This is a genomic window from Nocardia acidivorans NBRC 108247 (assembly GCF_001625085.1).
Taxonomy (GTDB): Bacteria; Actinomycetota; Actinomycetes; order Mycobacteriales; family Mycobacteriaceae; genus Nocardia; species Nocardia acidivorans.
On record NZ_BDAW01000059.1, the window covers coordinates 42,049 to 63,309 of the forward strand.

A 21,261-nucleotide genomic window follows, 5' to 3' on the forward strand; every position below is an offset into this window, starting at 1 on the left:
GGTTACCGGTAGCTACCCGTGTTCCAGGTCAGATTACCCGAGCAGGCCGACGGTCTTACCGAGGGTTGTCGGACCTTACCGCCAATCTGACTACGAATCTGACTACTCCGCCACTCGAACACGAAACACCAGGCGGCACGCCATTTCTCGACATGCCGATGGGTTTTCAGGCCCGGCATTCCTTCAGCAAACCAGACTGGAGATCGGCATGAGCGCACCTGAGCGCATACCGATACTTTGGTATCAACTGAGGATGTCGGCCTCCGGGTCGGCGTCCATAGCGAGGGTGATCCTGAGCACAAAGCATTTGTATCGATGGTAGGCGCCTGGGTCCGCGGTCCGTTTATGAGCACCGACGACCGTGACGCCTTGATCCAGAAGCACTTCACGGAGTACGCGGCGTGGAGCCGTGACGTGCGCGATGGTGAGCTGATCCACCTTAGCGACAGGGGTCGACCTATGCGGCGATCAAGTTCGCTAATCGGTTGGCCGACAACGACATTGCTCAATCGATGGGCTCGGTCGGGGGCAGCTATGACAACGCGCTGATGGAGAACTTCTTCTCGACGCCGAAAACCGAGCTGGTCTATCGCACGACCTGGCGCAGCCGCGACCTGGGCGAGAACGCGCTGTTCGCTTACATCGATGGCTGGTACAACAGCCAACGCATCTAGAAGAAGCTCGGCTGGCGATCGCCGGACGAGTTCGAAGCCGGTCACCATCAACGAGTTCCAGCCGGAACCAGATAATTCGCTGGTCTATCCCGGGTTTTTCGGAGTCGGGATATTGGGTTCTTGTGTCACCCTGATGAGGAGCAGTGGCATGGGACGGCGTGGGTATCCACCGGAGTTCCGGCGTAAGGTCCTCGATCTGGTCGGGGCCGCCCGCGAGATCGCCGACGTTGCACGGGATTTGGACCTCAGCGACCAGACGATCTACACCTGGCGCCGCCAGGACTGCATCGACCGCGGCCTGGAAGCAGGTCTGACCAGCGCGGAGAAGGCCGAACTGATGGCGGCGAAACAACGCATCGCGCAACTGGAAGCGGAGCTGGCGGTGCATCGGCGGGCGACGGAGTTGTGGAGGGGGCGGTGCGCTCAAAAGCCAAGTACGCCGCGATCGCGGCGATGGCTGAGGAAGGGTTGTCGATCCGGATCACCTGCCGGGTGCTCGGGGTCTCGGAATCCGGTTTCTACGACTGGCGTTCACGCCCGCCGTCGCAGCGGCAGGTTCGTCATGCCTGGCTGACCGCGCTGATCGCCGAGGTTCATAATCGTTCCCGCGGCGCCTACGGCAGTCGGCGAGTACACGCCGAACTGTGGCTGGGCCGCGGCATCGTCGTCGGGCACGGGGCGGTCGAGCTGCTGATGCGGCGGGCTGGGATCGCCGGCGCGATCGGCCGGCCGGCATGGAAACACGCCAAACCCGACCAGATCGCCACAGACCACGTCAACCGGGACTTCACCTCAGATGCACCAAATCGCAAGTGGCTCAACGATATTACGGAACATCACACGAGGGAAGGCAAGGTCTACTACGCGGTGGTGCTCGATGGCTATTCCCGTCGGGTGGTCGGTTGGTCGATCGACTCCACCCCGCACGCCGCGCTGGTGACCCAATGCGCTCGCGATGGCCATCGGCACCCGTTGTCCCGGGATCGGAACGATCATTCATTCCGACCAGGGCACGCAGTTCGGCTCGTGGGCATTCACCAAGCGCGCCAAGGACTCTGGGCTCGTTCGGTCGATGGGCAGTGTCGGCGACTGCTATGACAATGCGATGATGGAATCGTTCTGGTCCCGGATGTAGGTCGAGCTGCTGGACCGGCGACGCTGGAACACTCGCGTCGAGCTGGCCAACGCGATCGTCGAATACCTCGAGATCTAGGTTCTGTGTCGAAGTGAAGTGAGGGTTGGCCTCGGCGCTGCGGTGTGAACTTTCAGCTGTTCACGAAAGCGGTTGTCTGCGTTGGTAGATGGGTGAGGTCTCCGGTAGTTGGTTTAACGACCAAGAAAAACCGGAGATCGACCGGAGACCTCGTGACCAGCGTAGCGGTGGCGGGGCGGGCGGATCTGACCGATGCCCAGTGGGCGCGGTTGGAGCCGTTGCTGCCTCGCGGCAAGAAGGCAGGGCGTCCGTCCTTATGGACGAAACGGCAGCTCATTGATGGAATCCGGTGGCGGACCCGGGTTGGCTGCCCGTGGCGGGATGTGCCGCAGCAGTACCGATCCTGGTCAGCGATGTACGGGTTGTTCCGGCGCTGGCAGCGCGGTGGAGTGTGGTTGGTGATCTGGAAGTTGTTGCAGGCTTTCGCCGATGCGGCCGGTCGCCTCGGGTGGCAGGTGAGTGTGGACTCGACGGTCATGCGGGCTCATCCCCACGCTGCCGGTGCTCGCCGCGATGGTGGTTCTCAGGCCGAACCGCCGGGGGGTGAGGGTCGGCCCGAACCCGCTGATCATGGTTTGGCCCGCTCGCGGGGTGGTTGGACCACGAAGCTGCATCTGGCCTGCGAGCAGGACTGCCGGGTGCTGGCCATGCTGATCACCGCTGGCCAGGCCGGTGACAGCCCTCAGTTCACCACCGTGCTCGACGAGATCGAGGTCAACAAGCTCACCGGTGGACGAGCACGGGTACGACCGGATCGAGTGTTGGCGGACAAGGGGTATTCCAGTCGTGGCAACCGGGACTGGCTACGTCGGCGCGGGATCAAGGCGACAATTCCAGTCCCGGCCGACCAGGTCGCGCACCGGCGCAATCGCGGCCGTGCCGGTGGTCGACTGTCGGCGTTCGACCCGGTCCTCTACCGCGACCGGAACGTGGTTGAACGCGGTATCAACCAGCTCAAACAACACCGTGCCGTGGCCACCAGGTACGACAAACTCGCCGTCCGCTTCCAGGCCACCATCCACATCGCCGCGATCAACCAATGGCTCCGGCACGGGTGAGGGCGGGCCTACGGCCCACCCTCACCGACTTCGACACAGAACCTAGGACTGTCCAGGATAACGGCTCTGGCTCACTTCCGGTGGTGGCGGAGTGGCTCTGACGGCACGATGTTGCGGTGAGTGAGGTGAATGTGTCTGCTGCCGTGGTGTTTTCGGGGTTGGATCCGCTGGTGGTGGTGGATGTCGTCGATGAGGGCGCCCAGATTCGGGTGCGGGCGCGGGCGCCGGGTGGTTCGGCGGCTTGTCCCGGTTGTGGGGTTCGGTCCGGGCGGGTGCACGGGTATCACCCAGCGGATCGTGGCCGATGTGCCGTTGGATGGTCGGGCTGTGGTGGTGCAAGTGCTAGCGCGTCGGCCGGTGTGCCCACACTGGGCTGCCGCAACACTTTCCGCGAGCGGTGCCCGGTGTTTTGGAGCGCTATCAGCGTCGAACCGCGCGCCTGACCGTTGCGGTCCGGTCGGTGGTGCGGGAGCTGGCCGGCCGCGCCAGCATCCGACTGCTCACGGCGCTGCCGGTTCGATTGTCGCGTCACACCGCGATCCGGATTCTGATGCGGATCCCGCTGCCGCGATGGTCGACGCCGAAAGCGTTGGGCGTCGACGACTTCACCTTGCGCCGCGGCCAGCACTACGCCAGCGTCCTGATCGACGCCGCCACTGATCGACGCATCGACGTGCTACCCGACCGCAAGTCCGATTCCCTACGCGCCTGGCTCTGCGAGCAGCCCGGTGTCGAGATCATCGTCCGCGACGGCTCCACCGCCTATGCCGAAGGCGCCCGCCGCGCCTTGCCCGGCGTGATGCAGGCATCCGATCGCTGGCATCTGTGGAACAGCCTGGGCCGGGTGGTTGAAAAGGCGGTCGTCGCCCACAGCGCCTGCTGGGCCGAGGCCGGACCCAAACGCCAGCAATTGACCCGAGAGACAACAACTTTGCAGCGCTGGCACGACATTCACGCTCTGCTCGGCCAAGGTTGACCCATATCAGTCGGCCAAGGTTGACCCATATCAGGTGGGCAAGGGGTATGAGGAGTAGAGATTGAGCTGGCGGCGTATGCCAAGCCGAAGAGCCATCAAGGTCATGGCTTGGGCAATCGTAGTCGTGGCAACGGCTGCGGTCATCATTGCGTGGGTCGTACCGCGCAACGATGCAAAGAGCTATCTGAATCAGGTGACCGTAGCCGGTTTTGTCAAAGTGGCACAGCAAAACGGCAGTAGTGGAGCCGGCCCGTGGGCGGAGGCGCTCTTCGTCGGACCGCCGACAGATGAGATCCGCGGGGTTGTCTCCGCACCAGGTCTGACGCTTGGACCCGCGCCAACCACGCCTGATGGTCCGGCCTCACCGTCATTATTGCTCGGCGAGAAGCCGTTGGTCGCAAAGTGGGTCGCATACGGCGACGCCACTAATGGGTGCCATGTCTCCATAGACAAAGAAATCGAAAATCCATACTACGAAGATCGTTTGACAAGCTCCCAGCTTGCAGGAATGCGGGACGGATCTATCGGCGTCTTCCTGCTTCAAGTCACCTGCGGTAAGGGCTGATTGGCGGAAGACCTGGCATCTGCAGCTTCGGGAATGCGCCATCGGCGATTTGGAAAGGCTGCAGTATGACTGACTATTCCGCTACCTGGAACAGTCCCACACCACGTTTCGATTGGAAAAAGGTCGGAAACCGTCAGGACGAAATCGACCCGACGGTCCGAAACTGGGCAAACCTCTCTGTCGTCTACGGCGAGGCCGCCGGTATCGATCCCCGCCTTGTCATGGCGATAGTCTTGAACGAAGGCGCGGACTCGAACCTCTCAATGGGTGGCACCGAAGGAGCCGTCAAGGACGACGTTCGATGGTGGACCTCTCCACTTCGGATAATTCTCTTGGCCTGAATCGCCCCGGCTTTCGTGCCGCCTTCGTGCACACCCGGTTATCTGTCTCCAGCCGGTTGCTCGGAGCAGGTCGAATAGTAGTCGGCTTCGTACTCGATCGGTGGTCGGCGACCGAGCCGGTGCATCAGCTGGGAGTTGTTGAACCAACTGACCCACTCATGGGTGAGTAGCTCGATTGGTCATGGATCGTCAATTCCGGCAACGGTCGTTCCGATCTATGAGATTAGTCGTGCAGATGTTTCAACGGCTGGACGAGATCAATCCATAACGTTCAACATCCGGCAGTCCGATACCAGTGCGAGCAGTGGAGTGAACGCCGAGGTGCCTCATGTCTGGACCTACGGAGCTAGCTTCATATGATCCAGCAGCGCCTCGTGGACGACCTCGTAGGATGGCCTTGACCTTTCAGTCCGTAGGCTGAATTTTTGTCTATCTGGAATCGTAGGAAGGATCCTCAAATGCGGGAGAATAAGATTGTGCGGTTGATGGATCTCATCGTAAAATCGATTACCGAGGAGATGAAGCTGCTTGGGTTTCGGCGACAAGAGTCGACCGAAATGCCATACATGCTACAGTTCGTTAGAACACTCAGTGAGGTGCCCGCATTGACCTTCTGTGTATCTGCATCTCTCGCCGAATCGCGTGGCGGTGGAGTTCGAATAAAAGGAAATGCGAGCATTGTCTCGAATCTAGTTGGCGAACTCGGTCGATATATTCCTGGAGAGGCTCAGCTGGAAGATAATGTTGACGATAAGTCATTCATTAGCTATGTTGACATGGTTGCATTTGGGTCACTTGTAAGACCTGAAAACATCGCATTGGTATTTCCAATTCCCGATGCTGAAGGCGTCGGTTCAGGGGTTGGGAAGTTTATGAAGATTGTTTCCGGTCCATTATCAAAATGGTTCTATAATCGCGATTCGGTCGATAAGCTTGTAAGCATTGCGCGAACTGTACATCGAGGAGTACTGGGCGAGAATGTAAAGCCGGGTCTTCTGCGTAGCACTGTTATGTTGTGCTTGATCCACGATCGTTTCGAAGATGCTTCCGCGCTAATGGAGTGGTATTTGAACCGGGAATCGTTCAATCCGCGAGATTCTTTGGCCCGTGCTACGGCCTTCGATGCGGCATTGGTAGATCGATTCCCCGGATATGCTCAAGTTCGGGGCGAAACGAATCAGTTGGGGAATTCGAGTTCAGGGATCGTGGACTGAGAGCCCGCCGTTGCTCGTAATGTCGATATAAACAAATGATGGAAGTCATGCGCTCGCGTCCAGATCGTGAACACCGCTGCACCGGCTGTCGGTAGCGAATCCAGGGCCACTAGAGCAGGATTTGCGTCACGATACAGTAGAGGGTTCAAAGTGACGGTATCCGAACATGATCGCATCGACCAGGTTGCTGTCGCACCCGATGGTCGGCTGGTCTTGGTGATGGTGGAAGAGCGGTCATATCGCGACGACGACCTGGTTCTGCTTAGCGAAGACTTTCGGCGGAAAATCAACTCATATGTTCGAGCTGTGAAATCGGGATATGTGCAGGATTTGGCCTATGCGGCGGGCATTAGAGCGTATTCCGCTATCGATCTAGTTCTATTCAGTGAATATTATCCGCCTGAATTAGTGCAGGAGATGATTGATCTGACTAATTGCGAGCTCAGCTCTGACGGAATCCGTGTGTCTTGGGAGTCGTTGGCGTACGAAGATATTGATGGCGAGGTAATCGAACGCGCACTAGTGGACGAGGTTATCGGGCTCATCGGAGCGGATTGGAATTGGGATTCGGCGCTGTTGTGGGTAGTTCTTGTTGGACAGATGGGCAAAATTGCTGCTCCGAAGAGGTGGATGTAAGTGAGTGCAAGTGAGAACGTCAAGTTGGTCGAGCTTGTCGAGGTGGGACTGACTGAAGCCTTGGCGGCCAACGGTTTCGTAGCGTCAGATCCACTAAATCCCGATTGGGGCGTGTGGTTTACTGATTCCAAAGGAGGGCTGCAGGGCGCGACTGCGGCGGTCGCGTTGGGGTTCGAGAAGCATCGGTACGGCGGTATCGGTGTGGCGGGGTATGTGGCGATCCAGTCCGAGGCGGCTAACGAAGTGCTCGTTTCGATGCCGCCGGCAGCCTGGCTTCGCAACGAGTCCGAGGAGTCCCTTCGCTTCGGTTTTGTCGATTTGGAGGAGTTTCCTAGGCTTTCTGATCCGCGTTCGTCCATATTGGCGCGGCATGTGTCGGATCAAGAAGGGGTGGGCGGTGTGGTCGAGTGGTTTGTGCGCATCGTTTCAAACCAGCGTCCGAGTGGTTAACCGGGCGCGATTCGATCGGTAAATTGATCAATATTGCCAAGACTCCTAACCGGAATACAGTGAATAATATCAATCCGCAACGGTTCCGGAGAGTCGTGGCTCTGTGCGTCGCAAACGGCCGAATGGCGGATGCGGAGACGCTCATGCGATGGTACCTGAGGCTTGAGAAGTTCAATATCCGGGATTCGTTCGAACGGGCTTCATCATTCGATGCCGCTTTGGTGGAACGCTTTCCTGACTATGCTCATGCGCGGGCATTGTCAACGGCGGCGGCTGAGCTAGGAGAATCAGGCTAGCGAGCCTGCGTTTTGCCTACCAATCGAGCGCGCGTTTTAGTATTTCTATGCTAATAGGCGGAGCCTTCATCGCTATATCGATGACTCTTTTGAAGCGGCGTTGCACTCACGAGCAGATCGATGGGAAGATGCATGCCTCCGTCGTACGGCGATTCAACTCCTCACAGGTGATTTCCCGGGAGCAGTGGAGCTCTTCAGCCACCAGGATTACGAACTGCTTGTTGAGACGGACGAAGCTCTTCGCGAAGCGGCACCGGAGGTCGACCCTTTGCCGGAACATGTTATCCCCAAAGGTCTTCCGAAAACCCACTCATGGCGGCACCTTCCCACCCCAGCTTCTTTGTAGGATCGACGACTGGGACTCTCCCTCGAATGTCGGTGTGTTGCCTCGGAACTTACAGCTCGGCGTCGTATTGGAGCGCGATCGCCTCAACATATATTCGATAACAACTAGTTTGGAGGACGACGCTGTGAATGCGCCCTGCAAGATGATCATCGCGGCGATGCCCGCTCCGCAATTTATGGCACCAATGATTCCGGCAGTCCCGAGCAGTCGGATGAGGATGCCGTCGGTGCCGATGAATGTCATCCCGGGTGCGAGCATCCCGGTCATCCCGCCGTTCGTGCTCGCGGGTGTCGCCGGCAGTGGGGCGCTGCTCGCGTCAGTCGTTCCTTCGTCCACTGTATTGGGGACGGGCACCGCGGTCGGTCTCTTGGGGGTCGCGGTGGCTTCGCGGCAGCCCAACACCGCTGGATTCGGTGGCAGCGGGTCGGCGACTGCGCGAGTTGTGGCTGGTCCCTCGGCGAAGGTGATCGTTTCGGCAGCGTTCGGAGGCGAGGGTCGCGCCGCGACAACGAATGCGGTTTCCGTCGGCGGAGGTGAACTGTCGGCCGAGATCGTGCCCAGTTCCGGGGCAGCGGCGGCGTTCTATTCAACCGTCACCGTAGCCGGCATCATCACCTACCCAGGGGTGCCGGTAGTGGCTCAATCATCAAGTGTCGGAACCTTATCGGCTACTGTGACGCTCGGATTCAGGGCTTCCGGCATGAACAAGAGCGGGGCCGGGACAGGACCCAATACTCAGAACAGCTGGGTGCAAGTGACCAACTGGGTTGCGGACACGGCGACTTATCCCGGATCGACGGTAGATACCAACAGCGCTCTGGTGAATCAGGGGAGTAAGGCCTCAGCTACGGTCGCTGCCAGCATTGCGTGGACCGCAGGCACATTCGGGAGTTCGATTGCCGTGCGTCTCAAGCAGAATGGCACGGTCATCGGTACTGGCACGACGGCTAATCCCGCGATCGTCAGCGCTGCGGTCGCGGTCGCAGTGGGTGACCGGTTCACGGTTGAGATCAGTGACGGAAACATGTTCGCGGGATCCTCACAGGCCACGATCAACGCGACGAGCAGTACATACGTGCGGATCACCTGACATGTAGCGGCACGTCTCTTCGAAACAGCCCGCATCGATGTCGCTGGCGGCCGACCGAGCCAGGGCCCGGCCTCAGGCAGGCTGGATGGTGCGAACAGTCGCGGCGGGAACTGAATCGTCCTGCGGTGGCGAACCTGCCGCCAATGTATACCTCACCTTCGAAATTCTTTCCGCCGCGCCATTCGTGGAGTTGCTCGAAACGCACCCCTAGCGCGACGCGATGAGTTGGTCCTCCCGCTACGGCGCTGACGTCTCCGAGGAGGAAGCTTCGGTCGCGTCACCGAGCCCGTACACCGCTGGCAAGACTGCGCGCTGCGGCTGGAGGAGCTCCGATCCGCGTTCACCCCACAAATCATCGAATCCGACAGCGACCTCCACGAATTCGGCGAATGCGTGACCCTGCTCGAGGATTGGGCGGACATCCTGCGGGAGGCCGATCGGCGAGGATGGGCCTGCTCGTCACGATCGGGTGATAATCACCGGACGCTTCCCGGGGAGCGGCTCAAATCCCTGACGCGAATCCCGGCTGGGTTCGGCTCTGGACACTGTCAATGTGAGGGCTCAGGACATCGTTGACGATTTGGCATCGTGAGACGCTTGACGCGTAATCAGGAGATGCTTGACGTCTCGTCGGGGCCGGTGCCTGCGCTGGTGACGTGGAAACGGGTGATCGGTTTCTGATTCTGTCTGGGTTTGACCGCGATCTCCTCATCGCCATGCAGAATCCGCAGGTAGGTGTCCTCGACGACGGTGACGATCTTGCCGCGGTGGCGGGGTCCGAGCTTGGTGTGCTGACCTGCGGCCTGTCGGCATGCGAGGCAAGCTTCGCACCGATTCGGTCGGTGCGCACCTTTTACGGGACCGTGTAGTAGGGGTGCGCGGGGTGCGGGCCGGACGGCGAATAAGGTGGGGGCATGGCACGCATCACCGGCTCGTGGTTGTCCGGACCGAACGCTGATTCCGGGGACAACTCGCCCGGTGAGTATCAGGGCAAGGAACTGGGACTGCCGAAGAGCGGGGTGGGAGCGCTGGCCCCGATGACCCGGCGGATTCCGGCGCTGATCCTGGATTGGTTCATCTCGCTGGGGCTGACCGCGATCATCGTGCGGCCCGATGCGAATGCGCTCATCGCCAAGTTCGTCGCGGCGAATCCCGGAAAGCAGCCGCCCTCGCATTTCGAGGTGATCATCAATTCGCTGGCGACGCCGAATCTCGGGGTGTGGTTCGTGCTCGGGATCGCGACCGTGACGCTGTTCGGGTTCACTCCCGGGCAGTACTTCCTGCGCTTGCGGGTGAGCCGAATCGATATCGACGGGCCGGTCGGTTTCATTCGGGCGCTGGCCCGGCAGGCCATCCTGGTGTTCGTGGTGCCCGCGCTCTTCACCGACGGGGACGGGCGCGGAATGCACGACCGTGCCACCGGGACCGCGCTCACGTACGCGCGCTGAAAGGTTGCCCGAGGCTTTCCAGTGCTGATTCCCGACTCCGCGGGTCGGCTCGCGCGCTTGTGATCCGCGCCTCCATTTGATTCACCCGGATCCGAATCCTCACGGTTACCTCATATATCCAGGTCCATCATTGCTTTGTCGGATAAGAGTCCTCGCAGATGTAGCCCTTTGTTCACCGCGTGTTGCCTTCGATCGGTAGGGTCGCAGGCGATCCGCCGGGGCGCATGCTGCGAGCTTGCGAACCGGCGGATAGCTGTTGATGTGCTGATGGAGGATAGATGGGTCAGGGCTACCGGGCTGCCGCGCGGAGTCTCAGCCGACGGTCGCTCTTGGCGACCACGGGTCTGCTGGGCCTGGCGGCCGCCGGAGCAGCCGTGAGCGCGGCCGTCAATGCCGCGCCCGACGGCGACAGCCTGCAACGTGCCGTGGGCGACGGCTCGCGCGCGGTACTCGGCATCGAACCGATCGTCCGCACCGACCGCGTCTACTCCGCGGCCCGCGGCCGGGAGGTGGACGTGATCACCATCCTGCCGCCGGGCGTGCCGACCCAGGACCTGCCGATGTCCCTGCTGCTGCACGGATTGCACGGGACCGCGCGCAGCGCCGCCATCGGCGGAATCGGCGGGGTGCTCGCGGCCGCGGTCGCCGCCCGGCTGGTGCCCGCCTTCGGTTTCATGGCCATCGACGGTGGCGACAACTACTGGCATCAGCACTTCTCCGGTGACGATCCGATGACCATGCTGCTGGACGAGGCCCCGGGCTGGCTGGCCGCGCGCGGGCTCGCGCCCGAACCGTTCGCCTGCACCGGCACGTCCATGGGCGGATTCGGCGCACTGGTGTACGGTCGCCGCCGCGCCGAACGCGGGCGGCCGGTCCACGCGACCGCCACGCTGTCGCCCGGGCTCATCACCTCCTGGAACGAGATGAGCAAGCGCAACGCCTTCGCCAGTGTCCAGGAGTGGGCCGCGCTGGATCCGCTGCAGAACATCGCCAAGCTCGGCCCGGCCCCGATCGGGGTCTGGGTGGGCGATCGGGACCGCTTCATCGACGGCTGCCGCCAGTTCATGAGCCGGGCGCGACTCGAGGTCGCCCTGGTGACCCCGGGGGCGCACAATGACGACTACTGGCGCACCGTGACCCCCGATGTGGTGCGGTTCCTGGGCTCGCACGCGCGCTGATCGGCCACCGGACCCGGGCGGGCGGCGATCACACGTCCGAAACGCCGGGTTTCCGGTGTGGTGCGGCGTAACGTGTCTCGAAGCGCCAGCGCAGTGACGCCTGCCGAACCGCCGGAGGGATCACATGAGCACCTTCTCGCCAGGATTTCAGGGCCGCCCCCGCCCGCAGGCCGATCGCCTGCCACCCGGCCAGTATCTGACCGAGGACTTCCCGGTCTTGTCGGCGGGCCCGACCCCGCGGGTCGACCTGAATCGCTGGCAATTCATCATCACCAATGAGACCGGCCGCCAATACGGCTGGAGCTGGCCGCAATTCATGTCCATGACGCAGACCAAACCGCATGTCGACATTCATTGCGTGACACGGTGGTCCAAACTCGACACCACCTGGCAGGGCGTCTCCCTGGACACACTCCTGGAAAACGTGGAAACCCAAGCCGAATTCGCGGCCGTCTCCAGTTACGGCGGTTACACCACCAATCTGCCCCTGGAAGATCTGCTGGACGGTAAGGCGTGGATCGTGCACACCTTCGACGGCCAGGACCTGCATCCCGAACACGGCGGGCCCGCACGGCTTCTCGTCCCGCACCTGTACTTCTGGAAATCCGCCAAGTGGGTCAAGGGAATTCGCCTACTCGACTACGACGAACCCGGATTCTGGGAGACCGCCGGATACCACAATCTCGGCGACCCCTGGCGCGAACAGCGCTATCAGGACGACTGAAATGCGCTGGCAGCCGGCGGAACTCATCGCCGCCCACTTCGAGACGCCCTCCGCCCGCACCCTCACCCTGCGCATCCCCGGCTGGCCCGGCCACCTCCCCGGCCAGCACGTCGACGTCCGCCTCACCGCCCCCGACGGCTACCACGCCGAACGCAGCTATTCCCTCGCCGCCCCGGCCGCCGCCGACCGGATAGAACTCACCATTCAACGGGTCCCCGACGGCGAGGTCTCCGGGTACCTGGTCGACGTCTTCCCGATCGGTGCGCGAATCGAGGTCCGCGGCCCGATAGGCGGCTGGTTCGCCTGGAATCCGGACAGCGGCGGCGCGGCGGTCCTCATCGCGGGCGGATCCGGCATCGTGCCGCTCGCGGCAATCCTGCGTGCCCGCCGAAAAGCACGGTCCGCCAACTCTTTCCGTCTCATCTACGCCCTCCGGAGTCCGGCGGACCTCTACTACCGCGATGAACTCGCCCCGCCCGGCACCGAGCCGACAGCGACCGGCGGATCACCGGTCGCGCCCACCGAGTTCGTCATGCCCGGAGACGATGTCGAGGTGTTCCTCGCCTTCAGCCGCGGCGCGCCATCCGGTGCGCGGCCGCCCGGGCGACTCACCGCGGAGGAGATCGCGAAACATGCGCTGCCGCCCGCACCCGATGTCACCTGCTACGTCTGCGGCCCGACCCCCTTCGTCGAATTCGCCGCCGCCGCACTGGTTTCCGCCGGTCACGACCCGGGCTCGATCCGGACCGAACGTTTCGGCCCGACAGGAGGATGACCATGTCCATCCCGTACACCTACGCGACCGGAGCCGCCGAGCAGTCCTTCGTCGACGGCAATGCGATAGCGGGCATCCTCTCGGAGATCTTCACCTCCGACCTCACCGCCCGCGGATGCCGTTGCGGCGGCTGCGGAGTCGTCGAACCCCTGGCCCGCGCCCTGGTCTACCTGAACTGCCCGGGCGCGGTGGTCCGCTGCCCGCACTGCACCGCCGTGGTCCTGCGTATCACCACCACCCCCACCGGCCGCTGGCTCGATCTCGGCGAAGGCGCGGCCCTCTGCCTCCCCGTCGAGGAGTGAGGAGTCGAGGAGTGAGGATATGTGCGAGGCCCGCGTCCGGTGTGGACGCGGGCCTCGGGGAGTGCGGGAATCAGCGGCGGCGGATGCTGCGCTGTACGCCTTTCATTTTCGCTCCGGCGGGCAGCGGACCCTTGGGGAGCGCCGGACCGCCGCGGGTCGCGAGCGCCGCGAGACGACCTTCGATGAGGTCCATACGCTTGGCGTCGATATTGCGCGGCAGCTTGGTGAGATAGCGCTGCAACTCCTTGAGCGGCACCTGATCGCCCTCGTTGCCGATTACGACGTCATAGATCGGGGTATCGCCGACGAGCCGGGAGACCTTCTTCTTCTCCTGCGCCAGAAGTGATTTCACGCGCTGCGGCGAGCCCTCCGCCACCAGCACCACACCCGGCAGACCGATCACGCGGTGCACGGCATCGAGCTGGGTGGTGGCCGCGACTCCCGGGGTGACCCGCCACTTGCCCTGGAGGTTGTCCAGCACCCATGCCGCCGCCCCGGCCTGACCCTCGGCCTTGGCGTACACGTTCTTCTGTACCCGCCGCCCGAAGAGGATGAACGCGGCCAGCGCGCCCAGCAGCAGACCGATCGGCAGCAGGAACCACTGCAGTCCGAAGATCAGCCCGACCACCAGGAACAGCACCGTCACGCCGACGAACGCGCCGATCATCAGCGGCAGCAGCAGCTTGTCTTCCTTGCGCTGCATCTGGAACGCCTGCCAGAGTTGCTGGCGGCGCTCCTTCGACGCCTGCTTGCGCGCCGCCTTAGCCGCGGCCTTCGCTTCCTTCGACGGAGTATTACCGCCCTTACCTGCTGCCATGCCCACCAGGATAGTTGCCCGGTACCGCCCGGTCCGCGACGGGACCATTCGGACGATTCCGTGTGACGTGAGTCTCAGAGCGGGGCGGCGTCATTCCACGCCCCGGGCGGCGACTCATGTCCCGATTATGGACCGGCCTACCTCGAATTCGGCAAAGCGGGCTGGGACTGTTTGCCTGGAAACCGCAGCCCGGCTACCGCGCCGCCCTGGACCGCGACGACGAAGGCATCGCCTGCGAGTAGTCGCCCGTCACACGGTCGGCTCGGCCCTGTCCCGGACGGTGACGGCCACCTGGGTGGGCATGGGTTCGTGGCGGGCGTAGGCGCGGGTGAAGGTGGCCCCGCCGTGGGCCAGCGAGCGCAGGTCTATCGCGTAGCGGGCCAGTTCCAGCTCGGGGACCTCGGCGCGGATTTCGGTGCGGCCCAGGGTGACCGGTTCGGTGCCCAGGACGCGGCCGCGGCGGCCGGAGAGGTCGCCGAGGACGGGGCCCACGTATTCGTCGGCCACCACCACCCGGACTTCGGCAATGGGTTCCAGCAGATCGAGTTTGGCGGCGGCGGCGGCTTCGCGCAGCGCCAGGGCGCCCGCCGTCTGGAAGGCGGCGTCGGAGGAGTCGACCGAGTGCGCCTTGCCGTCGAAGAGGGTCACCCGGACATCGACGAGGGGATACCCGGCGGTGACGCCCCGGGCGGCTTGGGCGCGGACGCCCTTCTCCACCGAGGGGATGAATTGCCGGGGGACCACGCCGCCGACGACCTTGTCCACGAATTCGATTCCGGATCCGCCGGGCAGCGGAGCGACTTCGATCTCGCAGATGGCGAACTGGCCGTGGCCACCGGATTGTTTGACATGGCGGCCGCGCCCGGAGGCGGTGCCGGCGAAGGTTTCTCGCAGCGCGACCTTGTGGTCGATGACGTCGACCTGGACGCCGAAGCGCGACCGCAGGCGTTCCAGCGCCACATCCCGGTGCGCCTCGCCCAAGCACCACAGCACCAGTTGACGGGTGTCCGGATTGTGTTCCAGGCGCACGGTCGGATCCTCGGCGACCAGGCGGGACAGGCCGACCGAGAGTTTGTCCTCATCGGCCTTGCTGTGCGCGTGCACCGCGACCGGCAGCAGCGGATCCGGCATCGACCAGGCTTCGATGAGCAGCGGAGAATCCTTGGCCGACAGCGTATCCCCGGTTTCGGCGCGGGAGAGTTTGGTGACGCACACGATGTCACCGGCAATGGCCTGGCCGAGCGGGCGCTGCTGTTTACCGAAGGGCAGCGACACCGCGCCGATGCGCTCGTCGGCATCGTGATCGGCGGCCTCGTCACCGGCGCGATGGCCCCACACGTGCACGGTGTCGTCGGCGCTCAGGGTCCCGGAGAAGATTCGTACCAGGGAGATTCGGCCCACATACGGATCGGAGGCGGTGCGGATCACCTCGGCGGCCAAGGGCGCTTTCGGATCGCACACCTGGGGCGCGGACTTCCCGCCGCTCACGGCGGTGACGGGATGCTCTGCGGGCGTGGGGAATCCGCGCGTGATCAATTCCAGGATCTCCGTGGTCCCCAATCCTTCCCGCGCGCCCTCCGGCGGCGGCGCGGCGATCAGCACCGGATGGAAACTCCCACGCGCGACGGCTTTTTCGAGATCCCGCACCAGCGTTCCGAGGTCGATTTCCTCGCCGCCGATATACCGCTCCATCAGCGTCTCGTCCTCGGATTCGGCGATGATTCCCTCGATGAGCCGATTCCGCGCCTGCTCCATCAACTCCAATTGCTCGTCGGAGGCGGGCATTTCGGTGTGCTCACCCGCCGAATAGTCGTACACGCGCTGGGTGAGCAGATCGATCAACCCGGTCACCGGTCGATGGCCGTCCGCGGATTTGGCCCCGTACACCGGAAGATGCAGCGGCAGCATGCTTTCCACGCGCCCGCCGCCGAGTATTTCCCGGCACGTCTGCGTCATATCCTCGAAATCGGCGCGCGCGGTATCCAAATGGGTGAGCACGATGGCGCGCGGCATGCCGACGCTCGCGCACTCCTCCCACAGCGCCGGCGTCGTCCCGCTCACGCCTTCGACGCCCGCGGCGGCCGAGAGCACGAAAAGGGCCGCGTCCGCCGCGCGCAGACCGGCCCTGAGCTCCCCGACGAAATCCTGGTAGCCGGGGGTGTCGAGTAGGTTGATCTTGGTCCCCGCCCAGCCCATCGGCACCACCGACAGTTGCACCGAACGATGTTGTCGCTGCTCGATATCGTCGTAATCCGAGACGCAGGTGCCGTCCTCGACGCGCCCGGCCCGGGGCACCGCGCCCGTGGCGACCGCGAGGGCCTCGACCAGCGTGGTCTTTCCGGACCCGCTGTGGCCCACCAGCACCACATTGCGTATGTCATCCGGCCGTTCGGCCGTGACCACCTTGCCATTCGCGCCTGCCGACGCTGTACTTCGCTCGACCATAAGGCTCGCTCCGGGGTCGATTCATGCGGTACTTCGAGCTTCCCACCGGCGGGGTGATTCCGTCCACGAATCCGCCGAGATGGCGTTCCGATGCCATTCACACGCCGTACATCCGCACAGACGAAACGGCCGGAAATCACGAATGAATTCCGGCCGGTCGATACTGCGCTTCGCCCCGCGGCGCGGTCGCGCCACCCGTCATCCCGGCGCTTGTCCGCCGGTATCCACGGTTTCAGTGCGAGCCGAAGCGCGCGAGCACGCTCGTCGCCTCCTGCGTGGCGGTGCCCTCCTGGGCGAGATGCTCCATCTCCGGGGCGATTTCGCGCCCGTGATGCTTCATGGCCTGCGCGTAGAGCCGCCCCGCGCGGTACGAGGAGCGCACCAGCGGTCCGGCCATGACCCCGGCGAATCCCATCGCGGTGGCGGCGTCGGAGTGCTCGACGAACTCCTCCGGCTTCACCCACCGATCGACCGGATGATGCCGCGGCGACGGCCGCAGGTACTGGGTGATGGTGAGAATGTCGCAGCCCGCGTCGTGCAGATCCCGCATAGCCCGGGTGACTTCCTCGGGCGTCTCGCCCATACCCAGAATCAGATTCGACTTGGTGACCAGTCCGGCCTCGCGCGCCGCGGTGATCACCGCGAGCGAGCGTTCGTACCGGAAGGCGGGGCGAATCCGCTTGAAGATGCGCGGCACGGTTTCCAGATTGTGCGCGAGCACCTCCGGACGCGAGGAGAAGACCTCTTCGAGTTGCTCGGGCACGGCATTGAAATCCGGGATGAGCAGTTCGACGCCGGTATTCGGGTTCAGCGCCTTGATCGCGCGCACGGTCTCCGCGTACAGCCACGCGCCGCCGTCTTCCAGATCATCGCGGGCCACACCCGTGATGGTCGAGTACCGCAGCCCCATGGCCTGCACCGATTCGGCGACCCGGCGCGGCTCGTCACGATCGAGTGCCGCGGGTTTGCCGGTATCGATCTGGCAGAAGTCGCAGCGCCGCGTGCACTGTTCACCGCCGATGAGGAAGGTGGCCTCGCGGTCTTCCCAGCATTCGAAGATGTTGGGACACCCGGCTTCCTGGCAGACCGTGTGCAGCCCTTCGCGTTTCACCAATCCCTGGAGTTCGGTGTACTCCGGGCCCATGGTGGCCTTGGTGCGAATCCACTTCGGTTTGCGCTCGATCGGCGTCTCGGCGTTACGCGCCTCGATGCGGAGCAGTTTGCGTCCGGCGGGTGCGGAGGCGGTGCTCGAACCCGGCCGGGGTGCGGCGGGTTCGGGGGTGTTCGATGTCGGGGTATCGACGGAGGTCACTCAATTCACCCTACGCTCGTGATCATTCGGACTTGACGGCCACCGGTGGGGTGGCGGCGGTCCCGGGCAGATGGTGTTCGGTCACGGGCAGATCGCCGTCGAGAGCACGCGCGATGGCGTCGGCGACCAGCGGGCTCACCTCGTCGACGGTGACCTCGCGCCCGAGTTCCCGGGTCAGCGTGGTGACACCGGCATCGCGGATACCGCACGGCACGATGGCATTGAAGCCGTCGAGCGTGGAATTGCAGTTCAGTGAGACACCGTGCAGGGTCACCCCGCGCTGCACCCGCACGCCGATCGCCGCGACCTTGCGCTCGGGCAGGAAGTCCGAGGCGGGCAGCCACACGCCCGAACGCCCTTCCACCCGGCCGGTTTCCAGGCCGAGCCCGGCGCACACGCTGATGAGGGCTTCCTCGAGCCGTCGCACATACTTGACCACATCGACCGGTTCGGCGAGCCGCACGATCGGATAGCCGACCAATTGCCCGGGACCGTGCCAGGTGATCTTCCCGCCGCGATCGACCTCCACCACCGGACTGCCGTCCATGGGCAGATCCGCGGCCTCGGTGCGGCGTCCCGCGGTGAAGACGAAGGGATGTTCGAGCAGTAGCAGCCGATCCTGGCCGATACCCTCGGCGCGCTCGGCGGCAATGCCGCGCTGCAGATCCCACGCCTGCTGATAGTCGATGAGGCCGAGGTTCTGCACCAGCAGGGGTGTGCTGTCGAACCGGGCCGATGCCCCACGGTGTGCAGGGGCGGTGACCGTCTTGCTGTCGCTCACCTCTGCGACGCTACGCCATCGTCGAAGGTGATCTGCATCAGCGTCAGATCCAGCCAGCGGCCGAACTTCTGCCCCACTTCGGGCAGCTGGCCGACGATCGTGAAGCCGAATTTCTCGTGCATGGCGATGGAGACGGTATTGGACGTCTCGATGGCCGCGATCATGGCGTGCACCTCGCCCTTGCGGGCGCGCTCGAGCAGTTCGGTCATGAGGGTGCGGGCCACACCGCGGCGCTGGAATCGATCGGCCACGTACACCGAATTCTCCACGGAGAAGCGATAACCCGACTTCGGCCGGAACTGCCCGTAGCTGGCGTACCCGGCGACCGCGCCGTCGATCTCGGCCACGAGCACCGGATACCCGGCCGCGATACGAGTCGCGAACCAGGCCTGCCGCTCGGCCAGATCCGCGGGTTCGGTATCCCAGATGGCGGTCGTCTCGGCGATGGCGTTGTTGTGGATCGCCAGGATCTCCGGCAGATCGCTCTCGCGCGCATCCCGCACCAGCAGTTCAGTCACCCGCAACACGCTATCCGCGGGCACACTGTGATCTGTATCGCGCCCGTCACAGCCGGGCGAATTTCGACGTCCATGTTCGACGTCCATGTTCGACGTCCATGTTCGACGTCAATGTAATGGTGCCGGCATCGCCCGAGTGAGTGCCTGCGTGATTACATGGGTGCGCCCGGCCTCGGGTGGGGGATTAGTTGTTGCTGCCTATCGTCGCGGACAGGGCCGCGCCGATGGTGTGGTGCCGGAAGGGGTAGCCCGCCTCTTCCAGGGCGGTGGGGATTGCCCTGGGGCCGTGCAGGATTCCCTCGTCCGCGAATTCGCCGACGGCGGCGCGCAGCACGAAGGCGGGAACCATCAACGGCGTGGGGCGGTGTAGGGCGCGGCCGATGGCGCGGGTGAACTCCGCGTTGGTGACCGGTGCCGGGCCGACCATATTGACCGGGCCGGAAAGGGTTTCGTGGGTGAGGGCGAAGACGATCGCGCCGACCTCGTCGTCCAGGGAGATCCACGGCGTGTACTGGCGGCCGCTGCCGAGCCTGCCGCCGAGGCCCAAAGAGTAAAGGGGATAGAGCATTCCGAGCATGCCGCCCTGTTTGGCCAGCACCACCGCGCTGCGCAGCAGAATCGTGCGCACGCCCGCATCGACGGCGGGTGTGGTCGCGGCTTCCCAGTCTCGGCACAGTCCGGCCAGGAATCCCGTTCCGGCAGGGGAGCTTTCGGTCACGACGCGGTCGCCGCTGCCGCCACCGTAATAGTGCACACCGCTCGCGTTCACGAGTGTCGGCACGCCTTCGGCCGCGGCGGCGGAGGCCAGTACATCGGTGGAGACGATCCGGCTGTCCCGCAACTCCTGCTTATAGCTGCCGTTCCAGCGCCTGCTGCCGATACCGGCGCCGCAGAGATTCACCACGGCGTCGGCATCCCGCAGCGTACGGTCGTCGAGGTCGGCACGCGTTGGATCCCAGCGGAATTCATCGCGTGCCCGGGTGGGACGGCGCACCAGACGAGTCACCTCGTGCCCGTCGCGGCGCAGAGCCGCGACGAGGGCCGTCCCGATCAGACCGGAGGATCCGGCGACCACGACCTTCATACCGTGCCTTACAGGCCGAGGTCGCCCTCGAAGGCCGCCTCTTCCAGCCGGTGCCGGATGGTGGTGAGGAAGCGGCCCGCGTCGGCGCCGTCGATGAGCCGATGATCGTAGGTCAGCGGCAGGTAGGCCATCGAGCGGATGCCGATGAATTCGCTGCCGCTGTCGCTGATCACCATGGGGCGCTTGACGATCGCACCGGTGCCCAGCATCGCCGACTGCGGCGGGACCAGGATCGGGGTGTCGAACAGCGCGCCCTGCGAGCCGATATTGGTGATGGTGAAGGTACCGCCCGCGAGCTCGTCCGGCTTGAGGCCGCCGTTGCGCGCCCGGTTGGCGATATCGGCGATGGCGCGAGCCAGGCCCGCCAGCGACAGGTCGTTGGCATTGTGGATGACCGGGGAGAGCAGGCCCTGCTCGGTGTCCACGGCGATACCCAGGTTGACCACCGAGTGGTAGGTGATCTCCTTGGTGTCCTCGTTGTAGGAGGCGTTGATGTTCGGGTGCACCCCGAGCGCCTCGATGGCCGCCTTGGCGAAGAACGGCAGGAAGGTGATGTTCACGCCCTCACGAGCCTTGAACGCTTCCTTGGCCTTGGCCCGCAGTGCGACGACCTTGGTGAGGTCGACCTCGTGCACCTGGGTGAGCTGCGCGGTGGTTTGCAGCGACTCCCGGGTCTTGGTCGCGGTGATCTGCCGGATGCGGCTGGCCTTCTGGACCGTGCCGGGCAGGTGCGCCAGGTTCGGCTGCGGCGCGGCCGAGGCGGCGGGCGCGGCCGGAGCGGCGGCGGCCGAGGCCGCAGCGGCGGGAGCCGGAGCCTTCTTGGCCTCCGCGGCGGCGAGCACATCCTGCTTGCGGATACGCCCGCCGACACCGGAACCGGTGACGGTGGCGAGGTCGACGCCGTTTTCGGTGGCGAGCTTACGGACCAGCGGGGTCACGTAGGGGCCGCCGCCGTTGGAAGAGACCTCATCGGCCGGGGTGGCCGCGGCCGGAACCGGAGCGGGCTTCGGGGCCGGAG

At 64.2% G+C, this 21,261-nt stretch carries 23 protein-coding genes and 2 pseudogenes; 18 read left to right on the plus strand and 7 right to left on the minus strand.

The genetic code is table 11. The features are described 5' to 3' along the window. Window positions 1–485 precede the first annotated feature (485 nt). The 17 genes and pseudogenes from NA10_RS26955 to NA10_RS27015 all read left to right on the plus strand — a co-directional run bounded on the left by NA10_RS26955 (window position 486) and on the right by NA10_RS27015 (window position 13,286). Window positions 486–674 (plus strand): IS3 family transposase, encoded by a 189-nt coding sequence (locus NA10_RS26955; protein ID WP_157556757.1) that lies wholly within the window; start codon window positions 486–488, stop codon window positions 672–674. A 148-nt stretch (window positions 675–822) separates the two neighbouring features. Continuing rightward, window positions 823–1,044 (plus strand): annotated as a pseudogene (locus NA10_RS38910) (transposase); the annotation flags it as partial. A 47-nt stretch (window positions 1,045–1,091) separates the two neighbouring features. Then, window positions 1,092–1,772 carry an IS3 family transposase gene (locus NA10_RS38915; RefSeq protein WP_157556758.1) on the plus strand — a complete coding sequence of 227 codons (681 nt, stop codon included), beginning with the start codon at window positions 1,092–1,094 and terminating at the stop codon, window positions 1,770–1,772. A 267-nt stretch (window positions 1,773–2,039) separates the two neighbouring features. Continuing rightward, window positions 2,040–2,945, plus strand: a complete 906-nt coding sequence (locus NA10_RS26965) for an IS5 family transposase (protein ID WP_067572844.1) — start codon at window positions 2,040–2,042, stop codon at window positions 2,943–2,945. Window positions 2,946–3,061: 116 nt separating this feature from the next. Continuing rightward, a pseudogene (locus NA10_RS26970) lies at window positions 3,062–3,915 on the plus strand (ISL3 family transposase); the annotation flags it as partial. Window positions 3,916–3,982: 67 nt separating this feature from the next. Next, the gene (locus tag NA10_RS37100; protein WP_157556759.1) at window positions 3,983–4,486 is read left to right on the plus strand and encodes a hypothetical protein; all 504 of its coding nucleotides are present in this window, start codon (window positions 3,983–3,985) and stop codon (window positions 4,484–4,486) included. 65 nt (window positions 4,487–4,551) lie between these two features. Continuing rightward, the gene (locus NA10_RS37105) at window positions 4,552–4,827 is read left to right on the plus strand and encodes a hypothetical protein (RefSeq protein ID WP_157556760.1); all 276 of its coding nucleotides are present in this window, start codon (window positions 4,552–4,554) and stop codon (window positions 4,825–4,827) included. A gap of 458 nt (window positions 4,828–5,285) precedes the next feature. Next, the gene (locus tag NA10_RS37110; RefSeq protein WP_157556761.1) at window positions 5,286–6,041 is read left to right on the plus strand and encodes a hypothetical protein; all 756 of its coding nucleotides are present in this window, start codon (window positions 5,286–5,288) and stop codon (window positions 6,039–6,041) included. A 150-nt stretch (window positions 6,042–6,191) separates the two neighbouring features. Then, window positions 6,192–6,677, plus strand: a complete 486-nt coding sequence (locus NA10_RS26975; protein WP_157556762.1) for a DUF6572 domain-containing protein — start codon at window positions 6,192–6,194, stop codon at window positions 6,675–6,677. Continuing rightward, entirely contained in the window at window positions 6,678–7,127 is a 450-nt protein-coding gene (locus NA10_RS26980; protein WP_067572850.1) for a hypothetical protein, read from the plus strand. Between the two features lie 868 nt (window positions 7,128–7,995). Further along, complete coding sequence (locus NA10_RS26985) at window positions 7,996–8,859, plus strand: hypothetical protein (RefSeq protein ID WP_157556763.1); 864 nt, start codon at window positions 7,996–7,998, stop codon at window positions 8,857–8,859. Between the two features lie 656 nt (window positions 8,860–9,515). Further along, window positions 9,516–9,728 (plus strand): hypothetical protein, encoded by a 213-nt coding sequence (locus NA10_RS37115; protein ID WP_067572854.1) that lies wholly within the window; start codon window positions 9,516–9,518, stop codon window positions 9,726–9,728. A 45-nt stretch (window positions 9,729–9,773) separates the two neighbouring features. Continuing rightward, on the plus strand, window positions 9,774–10,307 hold the full coding sequence (locus NA10_RS26995; protein ID WP_067572856.1) for an RDD family protein: 534 nt from the start codon (window positions 9,774–9,776) through the stop codon (window positions 10,305–10,307). 278 nt (window positions 10,308–10,585) lie between these two features. Then, window positions 10,586–11,485 (plus strand): alpha/beta hydrolase, encoded by a 900-nt coding sequence (locus tag NA10_RS27000; protein WP_067572858.1) that lies wholly within the window; start codon window positions 10,586–10,588, stop codon window positions 11,483–11,485. A 124-nt stretch (window positions 11,486–11,609) separates the two neighbouring features. Next, window positions 11,610–12,209, plus strand: a complete 600-nt coding sequence (locus NA10_RS27005) for a sulfite oxidase-like oxidoreductase (RefSeq protein ID WP_067572859.1) — start codon at window positions 11,610–11,612, stop codon at window positions 12,207–12,209. A gap of 1 nt (window position 12,210) precedes the next feature. After that, a complete protein-coding gene (locus NA10_RS27010) occupies window positions 12,211–12,984 on the plus strand; it encodes a ferredoxin reductase (RefSeq protein ID WP_067572860.1) in 774 nt (257 codons plus the stop codon). Window positions 12,985–12,986: 2 nt separating this feature from the next. Further along, a complete protein-coding gene (locus tag NA10_RS27015; protein WP_067572874.1) occupies window positions 12,987–13,286 on the plus strand; it encodes a DUF6510 family protein in 300 nt (99 codons plus the stop codon). Between the two features lie 70 nt (window positions 13,287–13,356). Here NA10_RS27015 and NA10_RS27020 read toward each other — a convergent pair whose 3' ends face one another. Beyond that, window positions 13,357–14,103 (minus strand): DUF4191 domain-containing protein, encoded by a 747-nt coding sequence (locus NA10_RS27020; protein ID WP_084515283.1) that lies wholly within the window; start codon window positions 14,101–14,103, stop codon window positions 13,357–13,359. 116 nt (window positions 14,104–14,219) lie between these two features. Here NA10_RS27020 and NA10_RS39625 point away from each other — a divergent pair, with 116 nt between their 5' ends. Then, window positions 14,220–14,345: an excalibur calcium-binding domain-containing protein gene (locus NA10_RS39625; protein ID WP_084515284.1), complete on the plus strand. Its 126-nt coding sequence runs from the start codon at window positions 14,220–14,222 to the stop codon at window positions 14,343–14,345. 7 nt (window positions 14,346–14,352) lie between these two features. Here NA10_RS39625 and NA10_RS27025 read toward each other — a convergent pair whose 3' ends face one another. The 6 genes from NA10_RS27025 to sucB all read right to left on the minus strand — a co-directional run. Then, on the minus strand, window positions 14,353–16,548 hold the full coding sequence (locus NA10_RS27025) for an elongation factor G-like protein EF-G2 (protein ID WP_067572862.1): 2,196 nt from the start codon (window positions 16,546–16,548) through the stop codon (window positions 14,353–14,355). A gap of 232 nt (window positions 16,549–16,780) precedes the next feature. Then, on the minus strand, window positions 16,781–17,860 hold the full coding sequence (gene lipA / locus NA10_RS27030; protein WP_174562557.1) for a lipoyl synthase: 1,080 nt from the start codon (window positions 17,858–17,860) through the stop codon (window positions 16,781–16,783). Window positions 17,861–17,882: 22 nt separating this feature from the next. After that, on the minus strand, window positions 17,883–18,641 hold the full coding sequence (lipB, locus tag NA10_RS27035) for a lipoyl(octanoyl) transferase LipB (protein WP_067572863.1): 759 nt from the start codon (window positions 18,639–18,641) through the stop codon (window positions 17,883–17,885). After that, entirely contained in the window at window positions 18,638–19,150 is a 513-nt protein-coding gene (locus NA10_RS27040; RefSeq protein ID WP_067572878.1) for a GNAT family N-acetyltransferase, read from the minus strand. The genes lipB and NA10_RS27040 overlap by 4 nt, the downstream gene beginning before the upstream one ends. A gap of 193 nt (window positions 19,151–19,343) precedes the next feature. Beyond that, a complete protein-coding gene (locus NA10_RS27045) occupies window positions 19,344–20,243 on the minus strand; it encodes a TIGR01777 family oxidoreductase (RefSeq protein WP_067572864.1) in 900 nt (299 codons plus the stop codon). An 8-nt stretch (window positions 20,244–20,251) separates the two neighbouring features. Then, window positions 20,252–21,261: 2-oxoglutarate dehydrogenase, E2 component, dihydrolipoamide succinyltransferase (gene sucB / locus NA10_RS27050; RefSeq protein ID WP_067572865.1), on the minus strand; the 1,010-nt coding region annotated here is incomplete at its 5' end.

Excerpts from the sequence above, each read along its gene's own strand:
- NA10_RS26995 (WP_067572856.1), top strand. The coding sequence starts at position 9,774 with ATGGCACGCATCACCGGCTCGTGGTTGTCCGGACCGAACGCTGATTCC.
- NA10_RS27010 (WP_067572860.1), top strand. The coding sequence starts at position 12,211 with ATGCGCTGGCAGCCGGCGGAACTCATCGCCGCCCACTTCGAGACGCCC.
- NA10_RS27025 (WP_067572862.1), bottom strand. The coding sequence starts at position 16,548 with ATGGTCGAGCGAAGTACAGCGTCGGCAGGCGCGAATGGCAAGGTGGTC.
- NA10_RS27005 (WP_067572859.1), top strand. The coding sequence starts at position 11,610 with ATGAGCACCTTCTCGCCAGGATTTCAGGGCCGCCCCCGCCCGCAGGCC.
- NA10_RS27015 (WP_067572874.1), top strand. The coding sequence starts at position 12,987 with ATGTCCATCCCGTACACCTACGCGACCGGAGCCGCCGAGCAGTCCTTC.
- NA10_RS37105 (WP_157556760.1), top strand. The coding sequence starts at position 4,552 with ATGACTGACTATTCCGCTACCTGGAACAGTCCCACACCACGTTTCGAT.
- NA10_RS39625 (WP_084515284.1), top strand. The coding sequence starts at position 14,220 with ATGTCCCGATTATGGACCGGCCTACCTCGAATTCGGCAAAGCGGGCTG.
- NA10_RS27000 (WP_067572858.1), top strand. The coding sequence starts at position 10,586 with ATGGGTCAGGGCTACCGGGCTGCCGCGCGGAGTCTCAGCCGACGGTCG.
- NA10_RS27045 (WP_067572864.1), bottom strand. The coding sequence starts at position 20,243 with ATGAAGGTCGTGGTCGCCGGATCCTCCGGTCTGATCGGGACGGCCCTC.
- NA10_RS37110 (WP_157556761.1), top strand. The coding sequence starts at position 5,286 with ATGCGGGAGAATAAGATTGTGCGGTTGATGGATCTCATCGTAAAATCG.
- NA10_RS27020 (WP_084515283.1), bottom strand. The coding sequence starts at position 14,103 with ATGGCAGCAGGTAAGGGCGGTAATACTCCGTCGAAGGAAGCGAAGGCC.